The sequence below is a fragment of the Serratia sp. OLAL2 genome (genome assembly GCF_002752475.1).
In the GTDB taxonomy this organism is placed as follows: domain Bacteria; phylum Pseudomonadota; class Gammaproteobacteria; order Enterobacterales; family Enterobacteriaceae; genus Serratia; species Serratia bockelmannii.
Genome location: NZ_MSTL01000020.1, coordinates 15,888 through 38,175, shown reverse-complemented (window position 1 = coordinate 38,175; position 22,288 = coordinate 15,888). Strand labels below are relative to the sequence as shown.

Sequence of the window (22,288 nt, the reverse complement as noted above, 5' to 3'; positions counted from 1 at the left end):
TCCCGCATGAATCAGATTGACTGCATTTTGTTCGACTGCGATGGCACGCTGGTAGACAGCGAAGTGCTGTGCAGCAAAGCCTATGTGCACATGTTCGCCCACTACGGCATTCATCTGTCGCTGGAAGAGGTATTCAAGAAATACAAAGGGGTGAAGCTGTACGAGATCATCGATCGGGTCAACGCCGAGCAGGGCACTGACCTGGCCAAAGAGACACTGGAGCCGCTGTATCGGCAGGAAGTGGCGCGGTTGTTCGACAGCGAACTGCAACAGATTGCCGGCGCCCGTGAGCTGCTGGCGCAGATAACGGTGCCTGTCTGCACCGTCTCCAACGGGCCGGTCAGCAAGATGCAGCATTCGCTCGGCCTAACCGGCATGCTGCCTTATTTTGATGACCGGTTATTCAGCGGCTATGACATTCAGCGCTGGAAGCCGGATCCGGCGATCGTGTTTCACGCCGCCGAACAGATGCAGGTGCCGGTGACGCGCTGCATCCTGGTGGACGATTCGCCCGCCGGCGCGCAGGCCGGCATCCATGCCGGCATCCCGGTCTTTTACTTCTGCGCCGATCCGCATAACCCGCCGATTGACCACCCGCTGGTGACCACGTTTGACGACCTGGCCCAACTGCCCGCGCTGTGGCGCGAACGCGGCTGGCGGCTCACGGCCGATTAACTGGCCGGCAACGGCGGCTTGTTGCGCCACCAGCGCCAGGACCGTTTCAGCGCGCGGGTTTGCGCGCCGAAGCGGCGGTTGACCGCGTTGGCCAGCAGATCGAGCGCCAGGCAGAACACGAAGTAGACCAGCGCCACGAACAGGAACACTTCCATTGGATAGACCATGCTGCGGTTGTTGACCTGGGTCGCCAGGAAGGTCAGTTCGCCAACGCCGACGATATAAGCCAGCGAGGTGTCCTTGATCAGGGAGATCCACTGGTTGATGAACGACGGCACCATCATGCGCAGCGCCTGCGGCAGCACGATCATGCGCAGCGTCTGCCAACGCGTCAGCCCCAGAGAAAGCCCAGCCTGCCACTGGCCGGGGCCGATCGCGGCGATGCCGGCCTTCACTGCATGGGCCAGATAGGCCGAGGCGATCAGCGCCAGCGCGCACACCACGGTAGTGATTTCCGGGATCTCGACGCCAAACACCATCGGCAGCAGGAAATAGGTCCAGAAGATCAGCATGATGACCGGAATGGCGCGGAAAAAGCCCAACACCGCCGCCAGCAGCCCGGCGGCGACGACGCGTGACATCGCCAGCGCCACGCCGAGTAAGGTGCCGAGCACCGCCGAGGCCACGCCGGCCATCAGGCTGATCGCCAACGTCAGCGCCGCGCCACCCAGCGGCCCGTCCGGCCAGGTGCCCCACAGCAGGTAACCCAGGTTGTCGTGAATCACGCTGAAATCCATCTCAATGTCCTCCCAGCGGTTTACGCTGTTGTCGCCACATGCCCCAACCTTCCAGCAGCGCGATGATGGCGATATACAGCACCGTCGCCACGCCGAACGCCTGGAAGGTGCGCAGGGTTTCGGTTTCGACCTGACGCGAGGCGTAAGAGAGTTCGGCAACGCCGATCGCCATGGTCAGCGACGAGTTCTTGATCACGTTCATGTATTGCCCCAGCAGCGGCGGCAGCGCGATTTTCAGCGCCTGCGGCAACACCACGTAGCGCATCGCCTGCCAGCCGGTCAGTCCCAGCGCCTGAGCGGCATATTTCTGCCCGCCGGCGACGCCGCGAATGCCGGAGCGGATCTCTTCGGCGATAAAGGCGGTGGAGTAGAGCGTCAGGCCAAAGAAACCGGCGAGAAACTCGAACGACGGCCACTCAAGCGGGCCGACCTGATGTGAGCTGTTCAGCCACTGCATGGCGGCGGACGGCAGGATCTGCCCGGCGGCGAAGTACCAGAAGAACAGCTGCACCAGCAGCGGCGTATTGCGAAACAGCGAGCTGTACCCCATCGCCAGCCAACGCAACGGCCGCAGGCTGCTGTCGCGCATCGCCGCCAGCACAAAGCCCAGCAACGTGGCCGCCAGGCCCGCGCAGGCGGAAAGCCACAGCGTCAGCAGAAAGCCGTGCCACAGCCAGCTCAGGTATTGCGGCGCCAGCAGCCAGTCCAGGTTCATGTTCAATCCTTGTCTTGCAGAATGCATCAGGGGCGCAGCAAGCTGCGCCCCTCCGTGCCTATCTCACCGCAAGCGGTTAAGTCAGGCTTTTGGTTGCTGATCCAAAGGCGCGATTTTGAAATCGCCGCGCGGTTGAGCGGATTGGGTTTCCGGCCCGAACCAGCGATCGTAAATCTTAACCGCTTCGCCGTCTTTTTCCAGCTTGATCAGCGTCTCGTTCACCGCGGCGGTCAGGCGATCTTCACCCTTGGGAATGCCGACGCCCTGATACTCTTTGGTCAGGCTGAACGGCGAAATTTCAAACTCCGCCTTTTGCGCCGCCGGCAGGTTGCCGAGCAGGCCGACCAGCTTGGCGTCGTCCTGAGTGATCGCCTGCACGTTGCCGTTACGCAGCGCCACGAACGCCAGCGGGGTATCATCGTAGGAGATCACTTTCGCCGTCGGGAAACGCTCGCGCAGGGTGATTTCCTGCACCGTGCCCTTATCCGCGCCGATGCGCAGCTTCTTGATGTCTTCCGGCGTTTTCAACACGCCTTTGCGGGCGATGAATTTCTGGCCAGTGGCGAAGTACGGCACGCTGAAGTTCACTTCCTTGGCGCGCTCGTCGGTAATGGTGAAGTTGGCGGCAATCAGGTCAACCTTCTTCGACACCAGCAGCGGAATGCGGTTGGCCGGGTTGGTGGCGCGCAGCTCCACTTTCACCCCCAGCGCTTTGCCGATCGCGTCGGCGACATCCACATCGTAGCCCACCAGCTTCTTGCTCTGCGGATCGATGTAGCCGAACGGCGGGTTGCTGTCGAACACCGCGATGCGCACCACGCCGGCTTGCTTGATATCGTCAAGTTTGTCCGCGTGCGCGGCACCGGCGGCGAGGCCGGTCAGACTGGCTAACAACGTTAAGGCCAAAGCGCGATGTTTCATAGAAAGCTCCTAAGTGGTTGATGTCCTGCTGGCGGATAAGCTAGCAAGCGCCACATAGGTCAGGAAATAATATAAAAAGCTATATTTATAACCTTTTTATCTTTACGCTCTTAAGATGGAATAAAGGCGCGGGAAACCGCGCCTTTGAAGGATATTACCCGGAAAGGGTTAGTCGGCTTTGTCGTCTTTACCGCCCGGGGAGAGCAGCTTTTCCAGGGCATCGCCACCCAAATGACGGAAATCCTGCCCTTTGACGAAATAGAAGATAAATTCGCAGATGTTCTGGCAGCGGTCGCCGATACGCTCGATAGAACGGGCGCAGAACAGCGCGGTCAGCACGCTCGGAATGGTGCGCGAATCTTCCATCATGTAGGTCATCAGCTGACGCACGATGCCTTCGTATTCCTGGTCGACTTTTTTATCTTCCCGGTAAATACGGATCGCCTCGTCCAGATCCATGCGCGCGAAGGCGTCCAGCACGTCGTGCAGCATCTGCACGGTGTGGCGCCCCAGCGACTCCAGGCTGACCAGCAGCGGCTGGTGCTGGTGCGAGAACTTCTCCAGCGCGGTGCGGCAGATCTTGTCCGCCACGTCGCCGATGCGCTCCAGCTCGGAAATGGTTTTGATGATCGCCATCACCAGACGCAGATCGCTGGCGGTCGGCTGGCGCTTGGCGATAATGCGCACGCAGGCTTCATCGATCGCCACTTCCATCATGTTGACCTTGGCGTCGCCTTCGATCACGCGCTTGGCCAGCTCGCCATCCTGATTGTGCATCGCGGTGATGGCGTCGGTCAGCTGCTGCTCCACCAGCCCGCCCATGGTCAGCACCTGGGTGCGGATATGCTCGAGCTCTGCGTTGAACTGGCCGGAAATGTGTTTGTTTAAATTCAGGTTATCCATGATGCTTCCTATCAACCATAACGGCCAGTGATGTAGTCTTCAGTCTGCTTTTTCTGCGGCGCAGTGAACAGGTTATCAGTATCACTGAACTCGATCAGCTCGCCCAGATACATAAATGCGGTAGAGTCGGAGCAGCGCGCCGCCTGCTGCATGTTGTGCGTCACGATCACCACGGTGTAATCAGCCTTCAGCTCGCTGATCAGCTCTTCAATCTTGCCGGTGGAGATCGGATCCAGCGCCGAGCAAGGCTCATCAAGCAACAACACTTCCGGACGAATGGCGATGCCGCGGGCGATGCACAAACGCTGCTGCTGGCCGCCGGAGAGGCTGTAGCCGCTCTGGTGCAGCTTGTCCTTGGTTTCATTCCACAGCGCCGCCTTGGTCAGCGCCCACTGCACGCGCTCGTCCATATCGGCGCGCGACAGCTTTTCAAACAGGCGAACGCCGAAGGCGATGTTGTCGTAAATCGACATCGGGAACGGCGTCGGCTTCTGGAACACCATGCCGACCTTGGCACGCAGCAGCGCGATATCCGAGTTGTCGGTCAGGATGTTCTGGCCGTCCAGCAGGATGCCGCCTTCCGCACGCTGTTCCGGGTACAGCTGGTACATCTTGTTGAAGGTGCGCAGCAGGGTAGATTTGCCGCAGCCGGACGGGCCGATAAACGCGGTGACCTTGTTCTTGGCGATATCCAGCGTGATGTTCTTCAGCGCATGGAATTTGCCATAGTAGAAGTTCAGATCGCGTACCTGAATTTTGCTGCTGGAAGCGTCAGTAACCATACTCATCAAGACTTCTCTCTTTTCATCAGCGCCGCCAAAGCGGCGCTCAAAGTTTTATGAATGCTTTTTCTTGGCGAAAACCACGCGCGCCAGGATATTCAGTAACAGTACGCACAGGGTGATCAACAGCACCCCGGCCCAGGCCAGCTGTTGCCATTCGGCGAACGGGCTCATGGCGAATTTGAAGATGGTCACCGGCAGGTTGGCGATCGGCTGCATCAGGTCGGTGCTCCAGAACTGGTTCGACAGCGAAGTGAACAGCAGCGGTGCGGTTTCCCCCGCGATGCGTGCAATCGCCAGCAGCACGCCGGTGATGATGCCGGACACCGACGCCTTCAGCGTGATGGCGGAAATCATGCGCCATTTCGGCGTACCCAGGGCATAAGCGGCCTCGCGCAGCGTATCCGGTACCAGTTTCAGCATGTTCTCGGTGGTACGAATGACGATCGGCACCTGCAGCAGCGCCAGCGCCACGATGCCGGCCCAGCCGGAGAAGTGTTCCATCTTCGCCACCACGATGGTGTAAACGAACAGGCCCACCACGATCGACGGTGCGGACAAAAGAATGTCGTTGATAAAGCGGATCACTTCCGCCAGCCAGGATTTACGGCCGTATTCCGCCAGGTAGATGCCGGCCATGATGCCCAGCGGCGTACCGAAAAGGGTCGCCCACAGGATCAACAGGCCGCTGCCGGCGATAGCGTTGGCCAAGCCGCCGCCTGCGGTATTCGGCGGCGGGGTCATCTCGGTGAACAGCGCCAGCGACATGCCGTCGAAGCCTTTGGTGACGGTGGCGATCAGGATCCAGATCAGCCAGAACAACCCGAACGCCATGGTCGCCATCGACAGGAACAGCGCGAGGCGGTTTTTCTGCCGGCGCCAGGCCTGCATTTTGCGGCGGCTTTCCGCCAGAACGACTGCGTTTTGCATATCCATCGTCGCCATGTTAACGCCCCTCATTCTTGGCCAGACGCATGATCATCAGTTTCGACAGCGCCAGCACGATAAAGGTGATAACAAACAGAATCAGGCCCAGCTCCATCAACGCGGCAGTGTGCACGCCGGACTCAGCTTCGGCGAATTCGTTGGCCAGCGCCGAGGTGATGCTGTTGCCCGGCATATACAGCGAAGCGCTGTCGAGCTGGTAGGTGTTGCCGATGATAAAGGTCACCGCCATGGTTTCCCCCAGCGCACGGCCCAGGCCCAGCATCACGCCGCCGATGACGCCGTTTTTGGTGAACGGCAGCACGATGCGCCAGATGACTTCCCAAGTGGTGCAGCCGATGCCGTAGGCCGACTCTTTCATCATTACCGGCGTCTGTTCGAACACGTCGCGCATCACCGCAGCGATGTAAGGAATGATCATGATCGCCAGGATCACCCCGGCGGCCAGGATACCGATGCCGAAGGCCGGGCCGGAGAACAGCTCGCCGACGATAGGAATGCCTGACAGCACGTCGCCCACTGGCGTCTGGAAGTATTCGGCGAACAGCGGGGCGAACACAAACAGGCCCCACATGCCGTAGACGATGCTTGGGATGGCCGCCAGCAGCTCAATGGCGATGCCCAGCGGCCGCTTCAACCAGTTCGGCGCCAGTTCGGTCAGGAACAGCGCGATGCCGAAACTCACCGGCACGGCGATGATCAGCGCGATGAGCGAGGTGACCACGGTACCGTAGATCGGCACCAGCGCGCCGAACTGCTCCGCCGGTGCGTCCCACTCTTTGGTCCACAGGAAGGCGAAGCCGAATTTCTGCATGCTTGGCCAGGAGGCGAAGATCAGCGAAACGATGATGCCGCCCAGCAACAATAGGGTAATCAGCGCAGCCAGTCTCACCAGCGCGCTGAAAATGATGTCACCGTTTTTGCCCGGTGCTTTGATGGTCGGCTTGTACTCAGCCATAGATTACTCTCTGTTTGAACCCTGGCAGCCCCAACCGGGATCGGAGCCTGAAGAACTGTGTGGGGCGCGGCGAACCCGCGCCCCTGCGTTGTTAGTACAGCGCTTTACCTGAACTGTCTTTTACGTTGGTTTTCCAGGCCGCGCGCACCTGCTCAACCACTTCTGTCGGCAGGGTGGCGTAATCCAGCTCGTTCGCCTGCTTGGCGCCGGTTTTATAAGCCCAGTCGAAGAACTTCAGCACTTCGGCACCCTGAGCAGGGTTTTTCTGCTCTTTGTGCACCAAAATGAAGGTGGTGGAGGTGATTGGCCACACGTTGTCGCCTTTCTGGTCAGTCAGATCCTGAGCGAAGGTCTTGCTCCAATCCACGCCTTTGGCCGCGTTGCTGAAGCTCTCTTCGGTCGGGCTAACCGGTTTGCCGTCGGCGGATACCAGCTTGGTGTAAGCCAGGTTGTTCTGTTTGGCGTAAGCGTATTCTACGTAGCCGATAGAGCCAGGCAGACGCTGAACGAAGGCGGCGATGCCGTCGTTGCCTTTGCCGCCCAGACCGGTCGGCCAGTTAACGGTAGAACCGGCGCCAATCTTCTCTTTCCACTGCGCGTTGGCCTTGGACAGGTAGCTGGTAAACACGAACGAGGTGCCGGAACCGTCGGCGCGGCGCACTACGGCGATATTCTGGTCAGGCAGTTTCACGCCAGGGTTCAGCTTGGTGATAGCCGGATCGTTCCACTTTTTGACGTTGCCCAGGTAGATATCGCCCAGGGTTTTACCGTCCAGCGTCAGTTCGCCGGATTTGATGCCCGGGATATTCACCGCCAGTACCACGCCGCCGATCACGGTCGGGAACTGGAACAGGCCATCGGCCGCCAGTTTGTCGTCAGACAGCGGAGCATCGGAAGCGCCAAAGTCAACGGTGTTGGCCACGATTTGCTTCACGCCGCCAGAGGAGCCGATGCCCTGATAGTTAACTTTGTTGCCGGTTTCTTTCTGATAAGAATCTGCCCACTTGGCGTAAACCGGAGCGGGGAATGTCGCACCTGCACCGGTCAGGCTGGCAGCAGCGAACGCGGACACGGCGGTCAGGGAGAAGGTCGCTGCCACAATACTGGCGACGGTGGTACGCATCAGTTTCATAATCCCTCCTAATGGGATACTTAAAATCGACTTCGAGTCGTTTTAATCAGAGTAAGTATTGCTGCAGGAGGGAAAATAGGACAGTTTGGTGACAGAAAAATGTACGCAATATGACAGTTATATTACAGTGCGTTTGATGGGTATTGTTTTATCTATAAATCAAAAAGTTAGTTGTGAAACAGCACATTTGCCAAGCAATAAAAAAACCGTTTTGGCGCGGCCTATCCGCTTGAATATGACAACGTTTATCGCCGAATCGGTCGCGCTGTCATCTTTAAGGCCACTCATGAAAAAAGCCGGCGCGAAGGCCGGCTTTTGCAGTTTACCTGCGGCAAATTACTCTACGGTGACAGACTTCGCCAGGTTGCGTGGCTGGTCAACGTCGGTGCCTTTGATCAGCGCCACGTGGTAAGACAGCAGCTGCAACGGCACGGTGTAGAAGATCGGCGCGACGATTTCCTCGACGTGCGGCAGAGGAATGATGGTCATGCCTTCGCTGCTGACAAAGCCGGCGTCCTGATCGGCGAACACGTACAGCTGGCCGCCGCGCGCGCGCACTTCTTCAATGTTGGACTTCAGCTTTTCCAGCAGTTCGTTGTTTGGCGCCACCACGATCACCGGCATATCGGCGTCGATCAGCGCCAGCGGGCCGTGTTTCAACTCGCCCGCCGCATAAGCTTCGGCGTGAATATAGGAGATCTCTTTCAGCTTCAGCGCCCCTTCCATGGCGATCGGATACTGATCGCCGCGGCCGAGGAACAGCGCATGGTGCTTGTCGGAGAAGCCTTCCGCCAGCGCTTCGATCTCTTTATCCATCGACAGCATCTGCTCGATACGCGCCGGCAGCGCCTGCAGGCCGTGCACGATCTCCTGCTCCACGCTTTCCGCCATGCCTTTCAGGCGGCCCAGGCGCGCCACCAGCATCAACAGCACGGTAAGCTGGGTGGTGAAGGCTTTGGTCGAGGCTACGCCGATTTCCGTGCCCGCTTTGGTCATCAACGCCAGATCGGATTCACGCACCAGCGAAGAGCCCGCAACGTTACAAACGGCCAGCGAACCAAGATAACCCAGCTCTTTGGACAGGCGCAGCGCCGCTAACGTGTCGGCGGTTTCGCCGGACTGCGACAGGGTGATGATCAGGCTGCCCGGACGCACCGCCGATTTGCGGTAACGGAATTCGGACGCGATCTCGACGTCGCACGGCACGCCGGCCAACGCTTCAAACCAGTAGCGCGCCACCATCCCGGAGTGGTAAGAAGTCCCACAGGCGATGATCTGCACGTGTTGCACCTTGGCCAGCAGCTCGTCGGCGTGCGGGCCCAGCTCGCTCAGGTTGATTTGGCCATGGCTGAAACGCCCTTCCAGGGTGTTTTTCAGCGCCAGCGGCTGTTCGTAGATCTCTTTTTGCATGTAGTGACGGTAAGCGCCCTTGTCGCCGGCGTCATACTGCACCTGGGATTCGATCTCAGGACGCTCGATGGCGTTGCCCTGCTTGTCGAAGATGTTGACGGTGCGGCGAGTCACTTCCACCACGTCGCCTTCTTCCAGGAAGATGAAGCGGCGGGTGACCGGCAGCAGCGCCAGCTGATCGGAGGCGATGAAGTTTTCCCCAACGCCGCGGCCGATAACCAGCGGGCTGCCGGAGCGCGCCGCGACCAATACGCTCGGATCGCGGCTGTCCATCACCACGGTGCCGTAAGCGCCGCGCAGCTGTGGGATCACGCGCTGAACCACTTCCAGCAGCGTACCGCCCTGCAACTGTTCCCAGTGCACCAGGTGCGCGATCACTTCGGTGTCGGTTTCGGAGCTGAAACGGTAACCACGTTCGATCAGCAGCTCGCGCAGCGGTTCGTGGTTTTCGATGATGCCGTTATGCACCACGGTAATGTAGTCGGAAACATGCGGGTGCGCGTTCGCTTCGGTCGGTTCACCGTGCGTTGCCCAGCGGGTGTGAGCGATACCGGTACCGCCGTGCAGATCGGTTTGCTCCGCCGCTTCGGCCAGTTTTTGTACCTTGCCTACGCGACGCAGGCGACTGACGTTGCCTTTTTCATCGACCACCGCCAGACCGGCGGAGTCATAACCGCGGTACTCAAGACGACGTAAACCTTCCAACAGGATTTCTGCGATATCACGTTGCGCTACTGCGCCTACAATTCCACACATCAGTTATATTCCTAATGAACGCCCTTCATGGGCGCTTTCGATGCCTTTGACCTGATTTTTGCCGGTTTTTACCGTGCGTCCCCCGAGCCTGTAGATGGTGGGGGTTATTATGTTTTGTATTGGGCTCGTGAACAGAGCCCAACGCAAAACACACTATGACTTCTTCTTCACCGGACGTTGCCAGCCCTGAATGTGCACCTGCTTGACGCGGCTCAGCACCAATTCGTTCTCGGCAATATCGCGCGTCACCGTGGTGCCTGCGGCGATGGTGGAGCCTTTGCCGACCGATACCGGCGCCACCAGCTGAGTATCGGAACCGACGAACACCCCATCGCCGATCAGCGTCTTGTGCTTGTTGGCGCCATCGTAGTTACAGGTGATGGTGCCGGCGCCGATATTCACGTCATCGCCGATTTCGGCATCGCCCAGGTAGCTGAGGTGGCCGGCCTTGGAGCCTTTGCCCAGACGCGCCTTTTTCATTTCCACGAAGTTGCCGACGTGGGCCCCTGCCGCCAGCTCCGCGCCTGGGCGCAGGCGGGCAAATGGCCCCACGGTGCAGCCGACTTCCAGCACGCTGTCTTCCAGCACGCTGTAAGGACTGATCTCGCAATCATTACCGATCACGCAGTTTTTCAGCACGCAGCCGGCGCCGATTTTCACCCGATCGCCCAACTTGACGTGACCTTCGATAATCACATTCGCATCAATAGTGATGTCGCGGCCGTGAACAAGTTCCCCGCGCAAATCGAAACGCGCCGGATCCAGCAGCATCACGCCGGCCAACAGCAGCTTTTCAGACTGTTCCGACTGGAATACGCGTTCCAGGGTCGCCAGTTGCAGGCGGTTGTTCACACCTTCCACTTCACTCAGGCGCGACGGGTGTACAGCCTCGATTTTCTTGCCGTCTGCATGGGCCAACGCAATGATATCGGTGATGTAAAACTCGCCCTGTGCGTTGTCGTTGTTCAGCATCCCCAGCCAGCGCTTCAGATCGCGCCCGTTCGCCACCAGGATGCCGGTATTGATCTCATTAATCTGACGCTGTGCCTCGCTGGCGTCCTTGTGTTCAACGATGCTCACCACGTTGCCCTGCTCGCGCACGATGCGGCCGTAACCGCTCGGATCGTCCAGTTTCACCGTCAGCAGACCGATGCCGCCCTGCGGCTTGGCCGCAATCAGGCGTTGCAGCGTATCCACGGAAATCAAAGGCACGTCACCGTACAGCATCAGCACGTCTTCATCGTCGGCAAAATGCGGCGCCGCCTGCTGCATTGCATGGCCGGTGCCCAATTGCTCCGCCTGCAGCACCCAGTTCAGCGCGCCGTCCGTCAGCGTGCTTTTCAACAAATCGCCGCCGTGGCCGTATACCAGGTGAACATGTTGCGCGCCCAGTTTCATCGCGGCATCAATGACGTGCTGCACCATCGGCTTACCGGCCAACGGATGCAACACTTTGGGAAGATCGGAATACATGCGCGTACCCTTGCCCGCGGCGAGGATGACCACGCTCATTGCGCTGTTCGACATAAGCAACCTGATAACTCCATTTTGATAGACGAAAGTAAAACCGTTTAGCGACGATATTACTACATATTTCTCATCACGAACCCGGTGCAGGCCGTGCGGCTCTTGGCCTGCCGCCATCATGGCCGATTCGGCTTCAGGACGAAAAAACTGTCGGCGTTCGGCGACGTTTCTTTCCTGATATCAGGGGTTATACACCACTCTGTTCGCCGGGCTGAAATGCTTATTTTAAAGTAAAAAAAAAGCGACCCTATAGGCCGCTTTCTTAAAGTTGGGTGCAGAGCACCCAAACATTACATCGCTTTTCTGGTGAGCTCGATAACGCGCAGTTTTGCGATCGCTTTCGCCAGTTCAGCGGATGCCTGAGCATAGTCGACATCGCCATGAGAGCTGCGAATGTGTTCTTCAGCTTTACGCTTAGCTTCCAACGCTCTCGCTTCGTCGAGGTCAGTACCACGGATAGCAGTGTCCGCCAGCACGGTAACCACGCTCGGCTGCACCTCGAGGATGCCGCCGGACAGGTAGATGAACTCTTCTTCACCGTGCTGCTTAACAATACGCACCATGCCAGGCTTGATGGCAGTCAGCAGCGGCGCATGGCCAGGGAAGATCCCCAGTTCACCTTCGCTGCCTGTCACCTGGATCTTCTGCACCAGGCCGGAAAACATCTGTTTTTCCGCGCTGACTACATCCAGATGGTAAGTCATAGCCATATCACCCTCCTCTCAAGGCGTTACAGTTTCTTGGCTTTTTCCACTGCTTCTTCAATGGTGCCAACCATGTAGAACGCCTGCTCCGGCAGGTGGTCATAGTCGCCGTCCATAATGCCTTTGAAACCACGGATGGTGTCTTTCAGCGATACGAACTTGCCCGGAGAACCGGTGAAGACTTCTGCCACGAAGAACGGCTGAGACAGGAAGCGTTGGATCTTACGCGCACGGGATACGACCAGTTTGTCTTCTTCAGACAGCTCGTCCATACCCAGGATCGCGATGATATCTTTCAGTTCCTGGTAGCGTTGCAGAATGGACTGCACGCCACGCGCTACGTCGTAGTGCTCCTGGCCAACAACCAGCGGATCCAGCTGACGGCTGGTAGAATCCAGCGGGTCAACGGCCGGGTAGATACCCAGAGAAGCGATGTTACGGCTCAGTACCACGGTTGCGTCCAAGTGCGCAAAGGTGGTGGCTGGTGACGGGTCAGTCAAGTCATCCGCAGGAACGTAAACGGCCTGTACGGAAGTGATGGAACCGGTCTTGGTCGAGGTGATACGTTCTTGCAGAACGCCCATCTCTTCCGCCAGCGTTGGCTGATAACCTACCGCGGATGGCATACGGCCCAGAAGTGCGGACACTTCGGTACCGGCCAGGGTGTAACGGTAGATGTTGTCAACGAACAGCAGAACGTCACGGCCTTCGTCACGGAATTTCTCCGCCATGGTCAGACCGGTCAGCGCAACGCGCAGACGGTTACCTGGTGGCTCGTTCATCTGGCCGTAAACCAGGGATACTTTGTCCAGAACGTTGGAGTCGGTCATTTCGTGGTAGAAGTCGTTACCCTCACGAGTACGCTCGCCCACGCCCGCAAACACGGAATAACCGGAGTGCTCGATCGCGATGTTACGGATCAGCTCCATCATGTTTACGGTTTTACCTACGCCCGCACCGCCGAACAGACCAACTTTACCGCCCTTGGCGAACGGACAAATCAGGTCCATTACCTTGATACCGGTTTCCAGCAGTTCCTGGGAGCTGGACAGCTCTTCGTAGCTTGGCGCCGCGCGGTGAATCGCCCAACGCTCTTCTTCGCCGATGTCGCCTTTCATGTCGATCGGTTGGCCCAATACGTTCATGATACGGCCCAGGGTAGCTTTACCCACCGGCACTTCAATCGGGTGGTCCAGGTTGTTCACTTTCAGACCGCGACGCAGACCGTCGGAGGTCCCCATTGCGATACAGCGAACCACGCCACCGCCCAGCTGTTGCTGAACTTCCAACACCAGTTTTTCGGTGCCGTTTTCTACCTCAAGGGCATCGTACACTTTTGGTACGGCATCCTGAGGGAACTCGACGTCCACCACGGCGCCGATTACCTGGATAATCTTTCCAGTAGCCATCTTGAATCCTCTACGTAATTCGTAAACCTAGCTTAAACCGCGGAGGCTCCCGAAACGATCTCGGTGAGTTCCTGAGTGATGCTGGCCTGACGCGCCTTGTTGTATACCAACTGCAGCTCTTTGATCAGGCTACCGCCGTTATCGGTTGCGGCTTTCATCGCGACCATTCGTGCGGCCTGCTCGCTGGCCAGGTTTTCCACGACGCCCTGATAAACCTGCGACTCCACATAGCGGCGCAGCAAGGTATCAAGCAGCACTTTTGGATCGGGTTCATACAGGTAATCCCAAGGCGTTTTCTTCAGCTCTTCGTCATCGGCTGGCGGTAACGGCAGCAGCTGAAGCACCTGTGGCTCTTGGGACATCGTATTAACAAATTTGTTGCTGACAATGTACAGCTTGTCCAAACGACCTTCGTCGTAGGCCTGCAGCATCACTTTCACCGGCCCGATCAGATCCGACAGGGAAGGTTTGTCCCCCATGCCGGTCACCTGGGCAACCACGTTGCCGCCCACGGAACCAAAGAAAGAGGCCGCTTTAGAGCCAATCAGCGCCAAATCGGTTTCGACGCCTTTTTCGGACCAGGCTTTCATCTCCGCCAGCAGCTTTTTGAACAGGTTGATGTTCAAGCCGCCGCAGAGACCACGGTCAGTAGACACCACCAGATACCCGACGCGCTTAACGTCACGCTCATCCAGGTACGGGTGCTTGTACTCCAGATTCCCTAACGCAAGGTGACCAATCACTTTGCGCATGGTCTCTGCATAAGGACGGCTGGCCGCCATGCGATCCTGCGATTTACGCATTTTGGAGGCGGCGACCATTTCCATCGCTTTAGTGATCTTTTGCGTGTTTTGCACGCTAGCGATCTTACTACGTATCTCTTTTGCGCCGGCCATCTCTGCTTCTCCTCAGTGCCAGACGGCCTGCTGTCTTTCAACAGCAGGACCGTTCGGCGTTACCAGGACTGGGTTTTCTTGAAGGTCTCGAGGATGTCTTTCAACTTGCCCTCGATCTCATCATTGAAGTTGCCAGTTTGGTTTATGTGGTTCAGCAGTTCGGCGTGCTCGCGGTCCGCATAGGCGACCAGCGCGGCTTCGAAGCTCACCACTTTGGCGACTTCGACGTCGTTCAGGTAACCGCGTTCTGCGGCAAACAGCACCAGAGACTGTTGTGCGACCGACATCGGCGCATACTGTTTCTGTTTCAGCAGCTCGGTCACTTTCTGACCGTGGCTCAGCTGTTTGCGGGTCGCGTCGTCCAGATCGGAGGCGAACTGGGAGAACGCAGCCAGTTCACGATACTGCGCCAGCGCGGTACGGATACCACCGGACAGTTTCTTCATGATCTTGGTCTGCGCGGCGCCACCAACACGGGATACGGAGATACCCGGGTTAACTGCCGGACGAATACCGGAGTTGAACAGGTTGGATTCCAGGAAGATCTGACCATCGGTAATCGAGATTACGTTGGTCGGAACGAACGCGGAAACGTCACCCGCCTGGGTTTCAATGATCGGCAGAGCGGTCAATGAACCGGTTTGGCCTTTAACTTCACCTTTGGTGAAGGCTTCAACGTATTCGGCGTTAACGCGCGCTGCACGCTCCAGCAAGCGGGAGTGCAGGTAGAATACGTCGCCTGGGTAAGCTTCACGACCTGGCGGACGACGAAGCAGCAGGGAAATCTGGCGGTAAGCAACGGCCTGTTTGGACAGGTCATCGTACACGATCAGCGCATCTTCACCGCGGTCACGGAAGTATTCGCCCATTGCGCAACCGGCGTATGGCGCCAGGTATTGCAGTGCAGCGGATTCGGAAGCGGTCGCCACCACCACGATGGTGTTGGCCAGTGCGCCGTGCTCTTCCAGTTTGCGCACCACGTTAGCGATGGTGGACGCTTTCTGGCCGATAGCCACGTAAACGCATTTGATGCCGGAGTCGCGTTGGTTGATGATCGCATCGATCGCCAGCGCGGTTTTACCGGTCTGACGGTCACCGATCACCAGCTCACGCTGGCCACGGCCGATTGGAATCATGGCGTCAACGGATTTGTAGCCAGTCTGAACCGGCTGATCAACGGACTGACGCTCGATAACGCCTGGCGCGATAGCTTCTACCGGAGAGAAGCCGTCGTTTTCAATCGGGCCTTTGCCGTCGATAGGTGCGCCCAAGGTGTTAACTACGCGGCCCAGCAGACCACGACCGACTGGAACTTCCAGGATACGGCCAGTGCATTTAACCTTCATGCCTTCGGCCAGATCCGAATACGGACCCATGACCACGGCACCGACGGAGTCGCGCTCCAGGTTCAATGCGATTGCGTAACGGTTGCCAGGCAGCGCGATCATTTCGCCCTGCATAACTTCGGCCAGGCCGTGTACGCGGATGATCCCGTCGCTGACGGAAACGATAGTACCTTCATTGTGAGCTTCGCTCACTACATTGAACTGAGCAATGCGCTGCTTGATCAGTTCGCTGATTTCGGTGGAATTCAGTTGCATGCTCCAGTCCCCTTAAGACTGCAAGACGTCTGTCAGGCGTTCAAGACGACCGCGAACGCTGCCATCAATCACCATATCGCCGGCGCGAACAACGATGCCGGCCAGTACAGACTTGTCAATTTTGCAATTCAGCTTAACTTTGCGTGACAGACGTTTTTCCATCGCAGCGGCGATTTTCGCCTGCTGTTCGTCGCTCAGCGCGCTCGCAGAGAGCACTTCGACTTCGACGGTGGATTCCAGCGAGGCGCGCAGTTCGATGAACTGCTGCAGCACGGCAGGAAGAACCAGTAAACGTCCATTTTCGGCCATTACACGGATAAAGTTCTGGCCATGTTCGTCGAGCCGATCGCCACAAACCGCGATGAACGTCTTGGACAGCGTTTCTGGCGCAACCGCGCCAGACAGCAGTTCAGAAATCTGTTCATTGCGAGTGACTTCAGCCGTAAACGCCAGCATCTCCTGCCAGCGCTCTACGCTTTGGTGCTCAACGGCAAAGTCAAAAGCTGCTTTGGCGTAGGGGCGAGCTACAGTTACAAATTCAGACATCAGCCCCTCCCTCCTTACAGTTCAGCGACCAGTTTATCAACGATGTCGCTGTTAGCAGCTTCATCCACGGAACGTTCGATGATCTTCTCGGCGCCGGCAATTGCCAGCATCGCGACTTGCTTACGCAACTCTTCACGAGCGCGCTTACGTTCGGCTTCGATCTCAGCCTGAGCCTGCGCCACGATTTTGTTACGTTCCTGCTCGGCTTCGGCTTTCGCTTCATCCATGATCTGAGCTTTGCGTTTGTTCGCTTGCTCGATGATCACCTGAGCTTCTGCCTTAGCAGTTTTCAGCTGGTCGGTCGCATTGGCTTGCGCTAAGTCCAGATCTTTTTTGGCACGCTCTGCAGAAGCGAGGCCGTCAGCGATTTCTTTCTGACGTTTCTCGATGGCAGCCATGATCGGCGGCCATACGTACTTCATGCAGAACCAGACAAACAGAACGAACGCGATGGCCTGGCCGAGGATTGTTGCGTTAAGATTCACAGCACAATGCCTCTTTAAAAGTTAATAGTTTGGTTACGTCGTAGAGGGTTACTCTACTTACGCGACGGCGAACATCACGTACAGACCCAGACCTACAGCGATCATCGGGATGGCGTCGACCAGACCCATAACGATAAAGAACTGTGTACGCAGCAGAGGAATCAGGTCAGGCTGACGAGCAGCGCCTTCCAAGAATTTACCACCCAGGATGCCGATACCGATCGCAGCACCGATTGCCGCTAAACCCATCATCACAGCGGCAGCCATGTACAGCAGATCCATACTCAGGTTTTCCATGACAGTCTCCAGTTTGTTTCAGTTTAAAAGTGCAAGTGTTTTAAGAAAATCAGTGCTCTTCAGACGCCATCGACAGATAGACGATCGTCAGAACCATGAAAATAAAGGCTTGAAGCGTAATGATCAGGATGTGGAAGATAGCCCAAGGCAAGCTCAGGACCCACTGTGACCACCACGGCAACAGGCCGGCAATCAGGATGAAGATCAACTCACCCGCATACATGTTGCCGAACAGTCGCAGACCCAGTGAAACAGGTTTGGACAGCAGGCTGACACCTTCAAGAATCAGGTTGATAGGAATGAATACAGGGTGGTTGAACGGCTGCATGGTCAACTCTTTAACGAACCCGCCAACGCCTTTCATTTTGATGCTATAGAACAGAATCAGGATAAACACGCCCAGCGCCATAGACAGCGTGACGTTCACGTCAGCGGTAGGCACCACGCGCAGCGCAGGCAGACCGAGATGCGCCCCGATGAACGGCAGGAAGTCTACCGGAATCAGGTCCATCAGGTTCATCAGGAACACCCAGACGAACACGGTCAGCGCCAACGGCGCAATCACCTTGCTCTTGCCGTGGTACATGTCGCGCACGCTGCTGTCGACGAAACCAACCACCAGCTCCACGGCGGTTTGCAGTTTACCCGGCACGCCGCTGGTGGCGTTTTTAGCCACTTTGCGGAAAATCACCAGGAACAAAACCCCGAGGACGACGGAGAAAAACATCGAGTCGAGGTTAATCGACCAAAACCCAGTCCCGACCTGAAGCTGCGTCAGGTGGTGACCGATATACTCCTGTGGACTGTTGTATCCCTCTGCAGACATGATGCCTCTACCCTTTATTTAGTTAATTTCGGTAACTGTTAATCACGGCCGGTGCCACTATCTGCACCACTAACACCGCTAAATAGGTCAGGCCAAGCGGTATAAACTCCGCCTTGAACACCCCCAGCGCCACGATCAGCAAAACGATGGTGATCACGACCTTTAGCCCCTCGCCGATGGCGAACGACCAGGCAACCCTACCGGGCGCCGGCGTTTGCGCCTGATGGCGCAAGGCAAACAGCATAAACATTGCACTCGGCAACCAGGCGGCGAGACCGCCTGCCAGCGCCGAAGCGCTCCATTCCGGGCTTTTCAGCCAGAAAGCAACGCTGATCAGAACAAAAGTCATTAACTGCAAAAACAGCAGTTTGCGTGCGACTTTCCCGCTGTAAAGGGACACAGACATGACGTTTGTTCTCTCCGTACCCCTGAGGGGGTATGCTGAGTGACGTATACAACTGTTTTTGCTGTCCTGAGTCAAGCAGCAAAAAACGAGCAAATTATACGGGGCATACCAACGAATTCAATCGATAAGTAGCGAAAAGGTGAACAATTATTTAAATTTCCCTATTCCAGCCTATTTTCACAAGAAAACGGTCGGAATAATAGGACGCATTTAATTGTCTGATTATTCCAGCGTTGCGTTTAGAAACGCGAAGCCGATCACAGTAATACCCCTTCCTGATTTATAGCCGATGGTCAACCAAACCGTCTTTAGCAATTTGAGCGATCAAAAGATTATATAAATCAAAACATTATCAGTTAACTGTTCAAAAACAATCCGTATACCCGGCGAAAACCTTTTATTGACAAGCAGCGAGGCAATATTCCAACAGCCAATTAACATTAGCAGCAAAGGCCAATCTTTCGCACATGATTGCTAACGTGACTATTTCCAAATGCAATTACTCTATTGTCGCTAATTAGCCGCGTTTTTTGTGTTAATAGAAAGTAAATTAACTAAAAAAAGCGACCAATTAATTAGCCTGCTTATCTTTACGCTTAGTACTACCTTTAATTCACGCTTGTTTGATCAAAAACAAACTCAGTTTGCCTTAAGCACCACCAGATGGCGTTCACCTTCCAATTCAGGCACCTGAAGCCGCACAATGGATTCCAGGCTGACGCCTTCCGGCAAGTGCGCCAATTCTTCATCCGGGCGCACGCCTTTCAACGCGTAAAAACGCCCCTGCCCTTTCGCCGGCAGATGATGACACCAGGACAGCATATCCTGCAGCGAAGCGAACGCGCGGCTGATCACGCCATCAAACGGTGGCTCAGCCGGAAACGCTTCGACGCGGCTCTGCACCGGCTCGATATTGTTCAGGCCCAGCTCATGCTGCACCTGGCGCAGGAAGCGCACGCGCTTGCCCAGGCTGTCGAGCAGCGTGAAATGCGCGTCTGGGCGCACGATCGCCAGCGGAATGCCCGGCAAGCCGGGGCCGGTGCCGACATCGATGAAACGTGAGCCCTGCAAATGCGGGTTGACCACGATGCTGTCGAGGATGTGGCGCACCAGCATTTGCTGCGGATCGCGCACCGACGTGAGGTTATAAGCCTTGTTCCACTTATCCAGCATGCCGACATAACCCAGCAGCTGCTGTTTTTGCTGATCGGGCAGCTCAATGCCTGCCGCCGCAAGCAGCGAGTCTAATTTTTTTTGCACAACGGATCCTCTGGCAGGCGCTGAACGACCAGCGGATGGTTAGCTGGCGCAATGAGGCGACTATGATAATTCAGGGCGCAAGTGATGTCAGCGGCCGTTTGGCTACGGGATGAACAAACGGCCGCCTGGATGCAAGATTTATGCGCTGCGGCGCAGCAGTCCCTGCTTTTTCAGCCAGATCAGCAAAATCGAGATCGCCGCCGGCGTAATGCCGGAGATGCGCGAAGCCTGGCCGATGGAGTTCGGTTTGTGATCGTTCAACTTGGCGATCACCTCGTTCGACAGTCCCGAAACCTGACGGTAGTCGAGATCCAACGGCAGCAAGGTATTCTCGTTGCGCTGCTGTTTTTCGATCTCTTCCTGCTGACGAGCGATGTAGCCCTCGTATTTGACCTGGATCTCGACCTGTTCAGCCGCTTGTACGTCGCCCAGCGGCGGCGCGAAGGCGTCGGTGCCGGTCAACTGCGCGTAATCCATCTCCGGACGGCGCAGCAGCTCTTCGCCGTTCGCTTCACGCGACAGCGGCGCTTTCAGCAGCGCATTGACCTGTTCGACGTTCTCGGCGTGCGGGTGCATCCAGATGTCGCGCAGGCGCTGGCGTTCGCGTTCGATTCGCTCCAACTTCTCGCTGTAACGTGCCCAACGCACGTCGTCCACCAGGCCGAGTTCACGGCCTTTTTCCGTCAGGCGGAGATCGGCGTTGTCTTCGCGCAGCATCAGACGATACTCGGCGCGTGAGGTAAACATGCGGTACGGCTCTTTGGTGCCGAGGGTGCTGAGATCGTCCACCAGCACGCCCAGGTAAGCCTGATCGCGACGTGGCGCCCAGCCTTCTTGTTCGTCGGCGAAGCGCCCGGCGTTTAAACCGGCCAGCAGGCCCTGCGCAGCGGCTTCTTCATACCCGGTGGTGCCGTTGATCTGACCGGCGAAGAACAGCCCCTGAATGAATTTGCTTTCCAGCGTCGGCTTCAGATCGCGTGGATCGAAGAAATCGTACTCGATAGCATAACCAGGGCGAATAATACGCGCGTTTTGCATTCCTTCCATCGAACGGACGATCTGCATCTGCACGTCGAACGGCAGGCTGGTGGAAATCCCGTTAGGGTAAATCTCGTTGCTGGTCAGGCCTTCCGGCTCGAGGAAGATCTGGTGCGCATTGCGATCGGCAAAGCGCATGACCTTGTCTTCGATCGACGGGCAGTAACGTGGGCCGATCCCTTCGATGATCCCGGCATACATCGGGCTGCGATCGAGGTTATTGCGGATCACGTCATGGGTTTTTTCATTGGTGTGGGTGATGTAGCACGCCATTTGTTCCGGGTGTTGGCTGGCATCGCCCAGGAACGAGAATACCGGCACCGGCGTATCGCCGTGTTGTGGCGCCAGTACGCTGAAATCGATAGTGCGGGCGTCGATGCGCGGTGGCGTACCGGTTTTCAAGCGGTTAACGCGCAGCGGCAGTTCTCGCAAACGTTGCGACAGCGAGATCGAAGGTGGATCCCCGGCGCGGCCGCCGCTGTAGTTTTCCAGACCGATATGGATCTTGCCGTCCAGGAAGGTGCCTACGGTCAATACCACCGCCTTGGCGCGGAATTTCAGGCCCATTTGGGTGACGGCGCCGACTACGCGATCGTTTTCGACGATCAGATCCTCAACAGGTTGTTGGAAGATCATCAGGTTGGGCTGGTTCTCCAACGCGGTACGGATCGCCTGGCGATACAGTACGCGATCCGCCTGAGCGCGTGTGGCACGAACGGCTGGGCCTTTGCTGGCGTTTAGTATCCTAAACTGGATGCCGGCGTGGTCGATCGCCGTTGCCATCAGGCCACCGAGTGCATCAATTTCCTTAACCAGATGCCCTTTACCAATACCGCCAATCGCCGGGTTACAGGACATCTGTCCCAGCGTATCGATATTGTGTGTCAATAATAAAGTCTGACGTCCCATGCGTGCCGCGGCCATGGCGGCCTCGGTACCTGCATGGCCACCACCGATGATGATGACGTCAAATTGATCTGGATAAAACATGGAACTGCACCTCGCCGTATTGCGAACGATCGTATTTGCCCTGGGGTCGGGGATTCTACTCAAGTTTAGACGATCGACCAAGTGGTCAGGATCGTCGGTAATTAAAAGAAGATCTTTTTTATTTAAAGATCTCTTTATTAGATCTCTTATTAGGATCGCGATCCTCTGTGGATAAGTGACTATTCACGATGAAGATCAGCAGATTAAGGAGGATCGTTTGCTGTGAATGATCGGTGATCCCGACGCAGATAAGCTGGGATCTAAAAGGCTTGTTATGCACAGGACAAAAAGCGCACTACGGTTGTTATTGGGATAACTACGGCTTTTACCCTGCTTTTAAGCTTAGTTATCCACAATCGTTCGCGCGAT

The 22,288-nt window shown here is 56.9% G+C and carries 22 protein-coding genes; 1 reads left to right on the top strand and 21 read right to left on the bottom strand.

The annotated features are described in order from the left end of the window. The first annotated feature begins 6 nt into the window (after positions 1-6). Positions 7-675, top strand: a complete 669-nt coding sequence (gene yieH, locus BVU99_RS22090) for a 6-phosphogluconate phosphatase (RefSeq protein ID WP_025304749.1) — start codon at positions 7-9, stop codon at positions 673-675. Here the strand turns inward: yieH and BVU99_RS22085 are convergent. From BVU99_RS22085 to mnmG, 21 genes are all read right to left on the bottom strand, one after another. Continuing rightward, positions 672-1,412, bottom strand: a complete 741-nt coding sequence (locus BVU99_RS22085; RefSeq protein ID WP_099816902.1) for an amino acid ABC transporter permease — start codon at positions 1,410-1,412, stop codon at positions 672-674. The genes yieH and BVU99_RS22085 overlap by 4 nt on opposite strands. Position 1,413: 1 nt before the next feature. Further along, a complete protein-coding gene (locus tag BVU99_RS22080; RefSeq protein ID WP_025304748.1) occupies positions 1,414-2,127 on the bottom strand; it encodes an amino acid ABC transporter permease in 714 nt (237 codons plus the stop codon). An 81-nt stretch (positions 2,128-2,208) separates the two neighbouring features. Beyond that, positions 2,209-3,048, bottom strand: a complete 840-nt coding sequence (locus tag BVU99_RS22075) for an ABC transporter substrate-binding protein (protein ID WP_019455482.1) — start codon at positions 3,046-3,048, stop codon at positions 2,209-2,211. 168 nt (positions 3,049-3,216) lie between these two features. Continuing rightward, complete coding sequence (gene phoU, locus BVU99_RS22070) at positions 3,217-3,951, bottom strand: phosphate signaling complex protein PhoU (RefSeq protein ID WP_033636521.1); 735 nt, start codon at positions 3,949-3,951, stop codon at positions 3,217-3,219. An 11-nt stretch (positions 3,952-3,962) separates the two neighbouring features. Further along, on the bottom strand, positions 3,963-4,739 hold the full coding sequence (gene pstB / locus BVU99_RS22065) for a phosphate ABC transporter ATP-binding protein PstB (RefSeq protein WP_004933831.1): 777 nt from the start codon (positions 4,737-4,739) through the stop codon (positions 3,963-3,965). A 48-nt stretch (positions 4,740-4,787) separates the two neighbouring features. Beyond that, positions 4,788-5,678: a phosphate ABC transporter permease PstA gene (gene pstA / locus BVU99_RS22060; RefSeq protein WP_025304746.1), complete on the bottom strand. Its 891-nt coding sequence runs from the start codon at positions 5,676-5,678 to the stop codon at positions 4,788-4,790. A gap of 1 nt (position 5,679) precedes the next feature. Then, the gene (pstC, locus tag BVU99_RS22055) at positions 5,680-6,636 is read right to left on the bottom strand and encodes a phosphate ABC transporter permease PstC (protein ID WP_016929615.1); all 957 of its coding nucleotides are present in this window, start codon (positions 6,634-6,636) and stop codon (positions 5,680-5,682) included. A 91-nt stretch (positions 6,637-6,727) separates the two neighbouring features. After that, positions 6,728-7,768, bottom strand: coding sequence for a phosphate ABC transporter substrate-binding protein PstS (pstS, locus tag BVU99_RS22050; RefSeq protein ID WP_043140725.1), 1,041 nt, complete (start codon positions 7,766-7,768; stop codon positions 6,728-6,730). 336 nt (positions 7,769-8,104) lie between these two features. Beyond that, positions 8,105-9,934, bottom strand: a complete 1,830-nt coding sequence (gene glmS, locus BVU99_RS22045; protein WP_043140722.1) for a glutamine--fructose-6-phosphate transaminase (isomerizing) — start codon at positions 9,932-9,934, stop codon at positions 8,105-8,107. 153 nt (positions 9,935-10,087) lie between these two features. Continuing rightward, entirely contained in the window at positions 10,088-11,461 is a 1,374-nt protein-coding gene (glmU, locus tag BVU99_RS22040; RefSeq protein ID WP_099816901.1) for a bifunctional UDP-N-acetylglucosamine diphosphorylase/glucosamine-1-phosphate N-acetyltransferase GlmU, read from the bottom strand. Positions 11,462-11,751: 290 nt separating this feature from the next. Then, positions 11,752-12,171: a F0F1 ATP synthase subunit epsilon gene (locus BVU99_RS22035; protein ID WP_004933814.1), complete on the bottom strand. Its 420-nt coding sequence runs from the start codon at positions 12,169-12,171 to the stop codon at positions 11,752-11,754. A gap of 20 nt (positions 12,172-12,191) precedes the next feature. Further along, positions 12,192-13,574, bottom strand: coding sequence for a F0F1 ATP synthase subunit beta (gene atpD / locus BVU99_RS22030; RefSeq protein ID WP_004933813.1), 1,383 nt, complete (start codon positions 13,572-13,574; stop codon positions 12,192-12,194). A gap of 32 nt (positions 13,575-13,606) precedes the next feature. Then, positions 13,607-14,470, bottom strand: coding sequence for a F0F1 ATP synthase subunit gamma (gene atpG, locus BVU99_RS22025; protein WP_004933811.1), 864 nt, complete (start codon positions 14,468-14,470; stop codon positions 13,607-13,609). Positions 14,471-14,529: 59 nt separating this feature from the next. Next, positions 14,530-16,071 (bottom strand): F0F1 ATP synthase subunit alpha, encoded by a 1,542-nt coding sequence (atpA, locus tag BVU99_RS22020; protein WP_099816900.1) that lies wholly within the window; start codon positions 16,069-16,071, stop codon positions 14,530-14,532. 12 nt (positions 16,072-16,083) lie between these two features. Then, on the bottom strand, positions 16,084-16,617 hold the full coding sequence (atpH, locus tag BVU99_RS22015) for a F0F1 ATP synthase subunit delta (protein WP_025304741.1): 534 nt from the start codon (positions 16,615-16,617) through the stop codon (positions 16,084-16,086). Positions 16,618-16,631: 14 nt separating this feature from the next. Continuing rightward, complete coding sequence (gene atpF, locus BVU99_RS22010) at positions 16,632-17,102, bottom strand: F0F1 ATP synthase subunit B (protein ID WP_004933804.1); 471 nt, start codon at positions 17,100-17,102, stop codon at positions 16,632-16,634. Between the two features lie 57 nt (positions 17,103-17,159). Continuing rightward, positions 17,160-17,399, bottom strand: coding sequence for a F0F1 ATP synthase subunit C (gene atpE, locus BVU99_RS22005; RefSeq protein WP_004093904.1), 240 nt, complete (start codon positions 17,397-17,399; stop codon positions 17,160-17,162). Positions 17,400-17,448: 49 nt separating this feature from the next. Next, complete coding sequence (atpB, locus tag BVU99_RS22000; RefSeq protein WP_025304740.1) at positions 17,449-18,225, bottom strand: F0F1 ATP synthase subunit A; 777 nt, start codon at positions 18,223-18,225, stop codon at positions 17,449-17,451. A 22-nt stretch (positions 18,226-18,247) separates the two neighbouring features. Next, positions 18,248-18,631 carry a F0F1 ATP synthase subunit I gene (gene atpI, locus BVU99_RS21995; protein ID WP_025304739.1) on the bottom strand — a complete coding sequence of 128 codons (384 nt, stop codon included), beginning with the start codon at positions 18,629-18,631 and terminating at the stop codon, positions 18,248-18,250. A 639-nt stretch (positions 18,632-19,270) separates the two neighbouring features. After that, complete coding sequence (gene rsmG / locus BVU99_RS21990; protein WP_025304738.1) at positions 19,271-19,891, bottom strand: 16S rRNA (guanine(527)-N(7))-methyltransferase RsmG; 621 nt, start codon at positions 19,889-19,891, stop codon at positions 19,271-19,273. Between the two features lie 138 nt (positions 19,892-20,029). Then, the gene (gene mnmG / locus BVU99_RS21985; protein ID WP_089181460.1) at positions 20,030-21,919 is read right to left on the bottom strand and encodes a tRNA uridine-5-carboxymethylaminomethyl(34) synthesis enzyme MnmG; all 1,890 of its coding nucleotides are present in this window, start codon (positions 21,917-21,919) and stop codon (positions 20,030-20,032) included. Positions 21,920-22,288 lie beyond the last annotated feature (369 nt).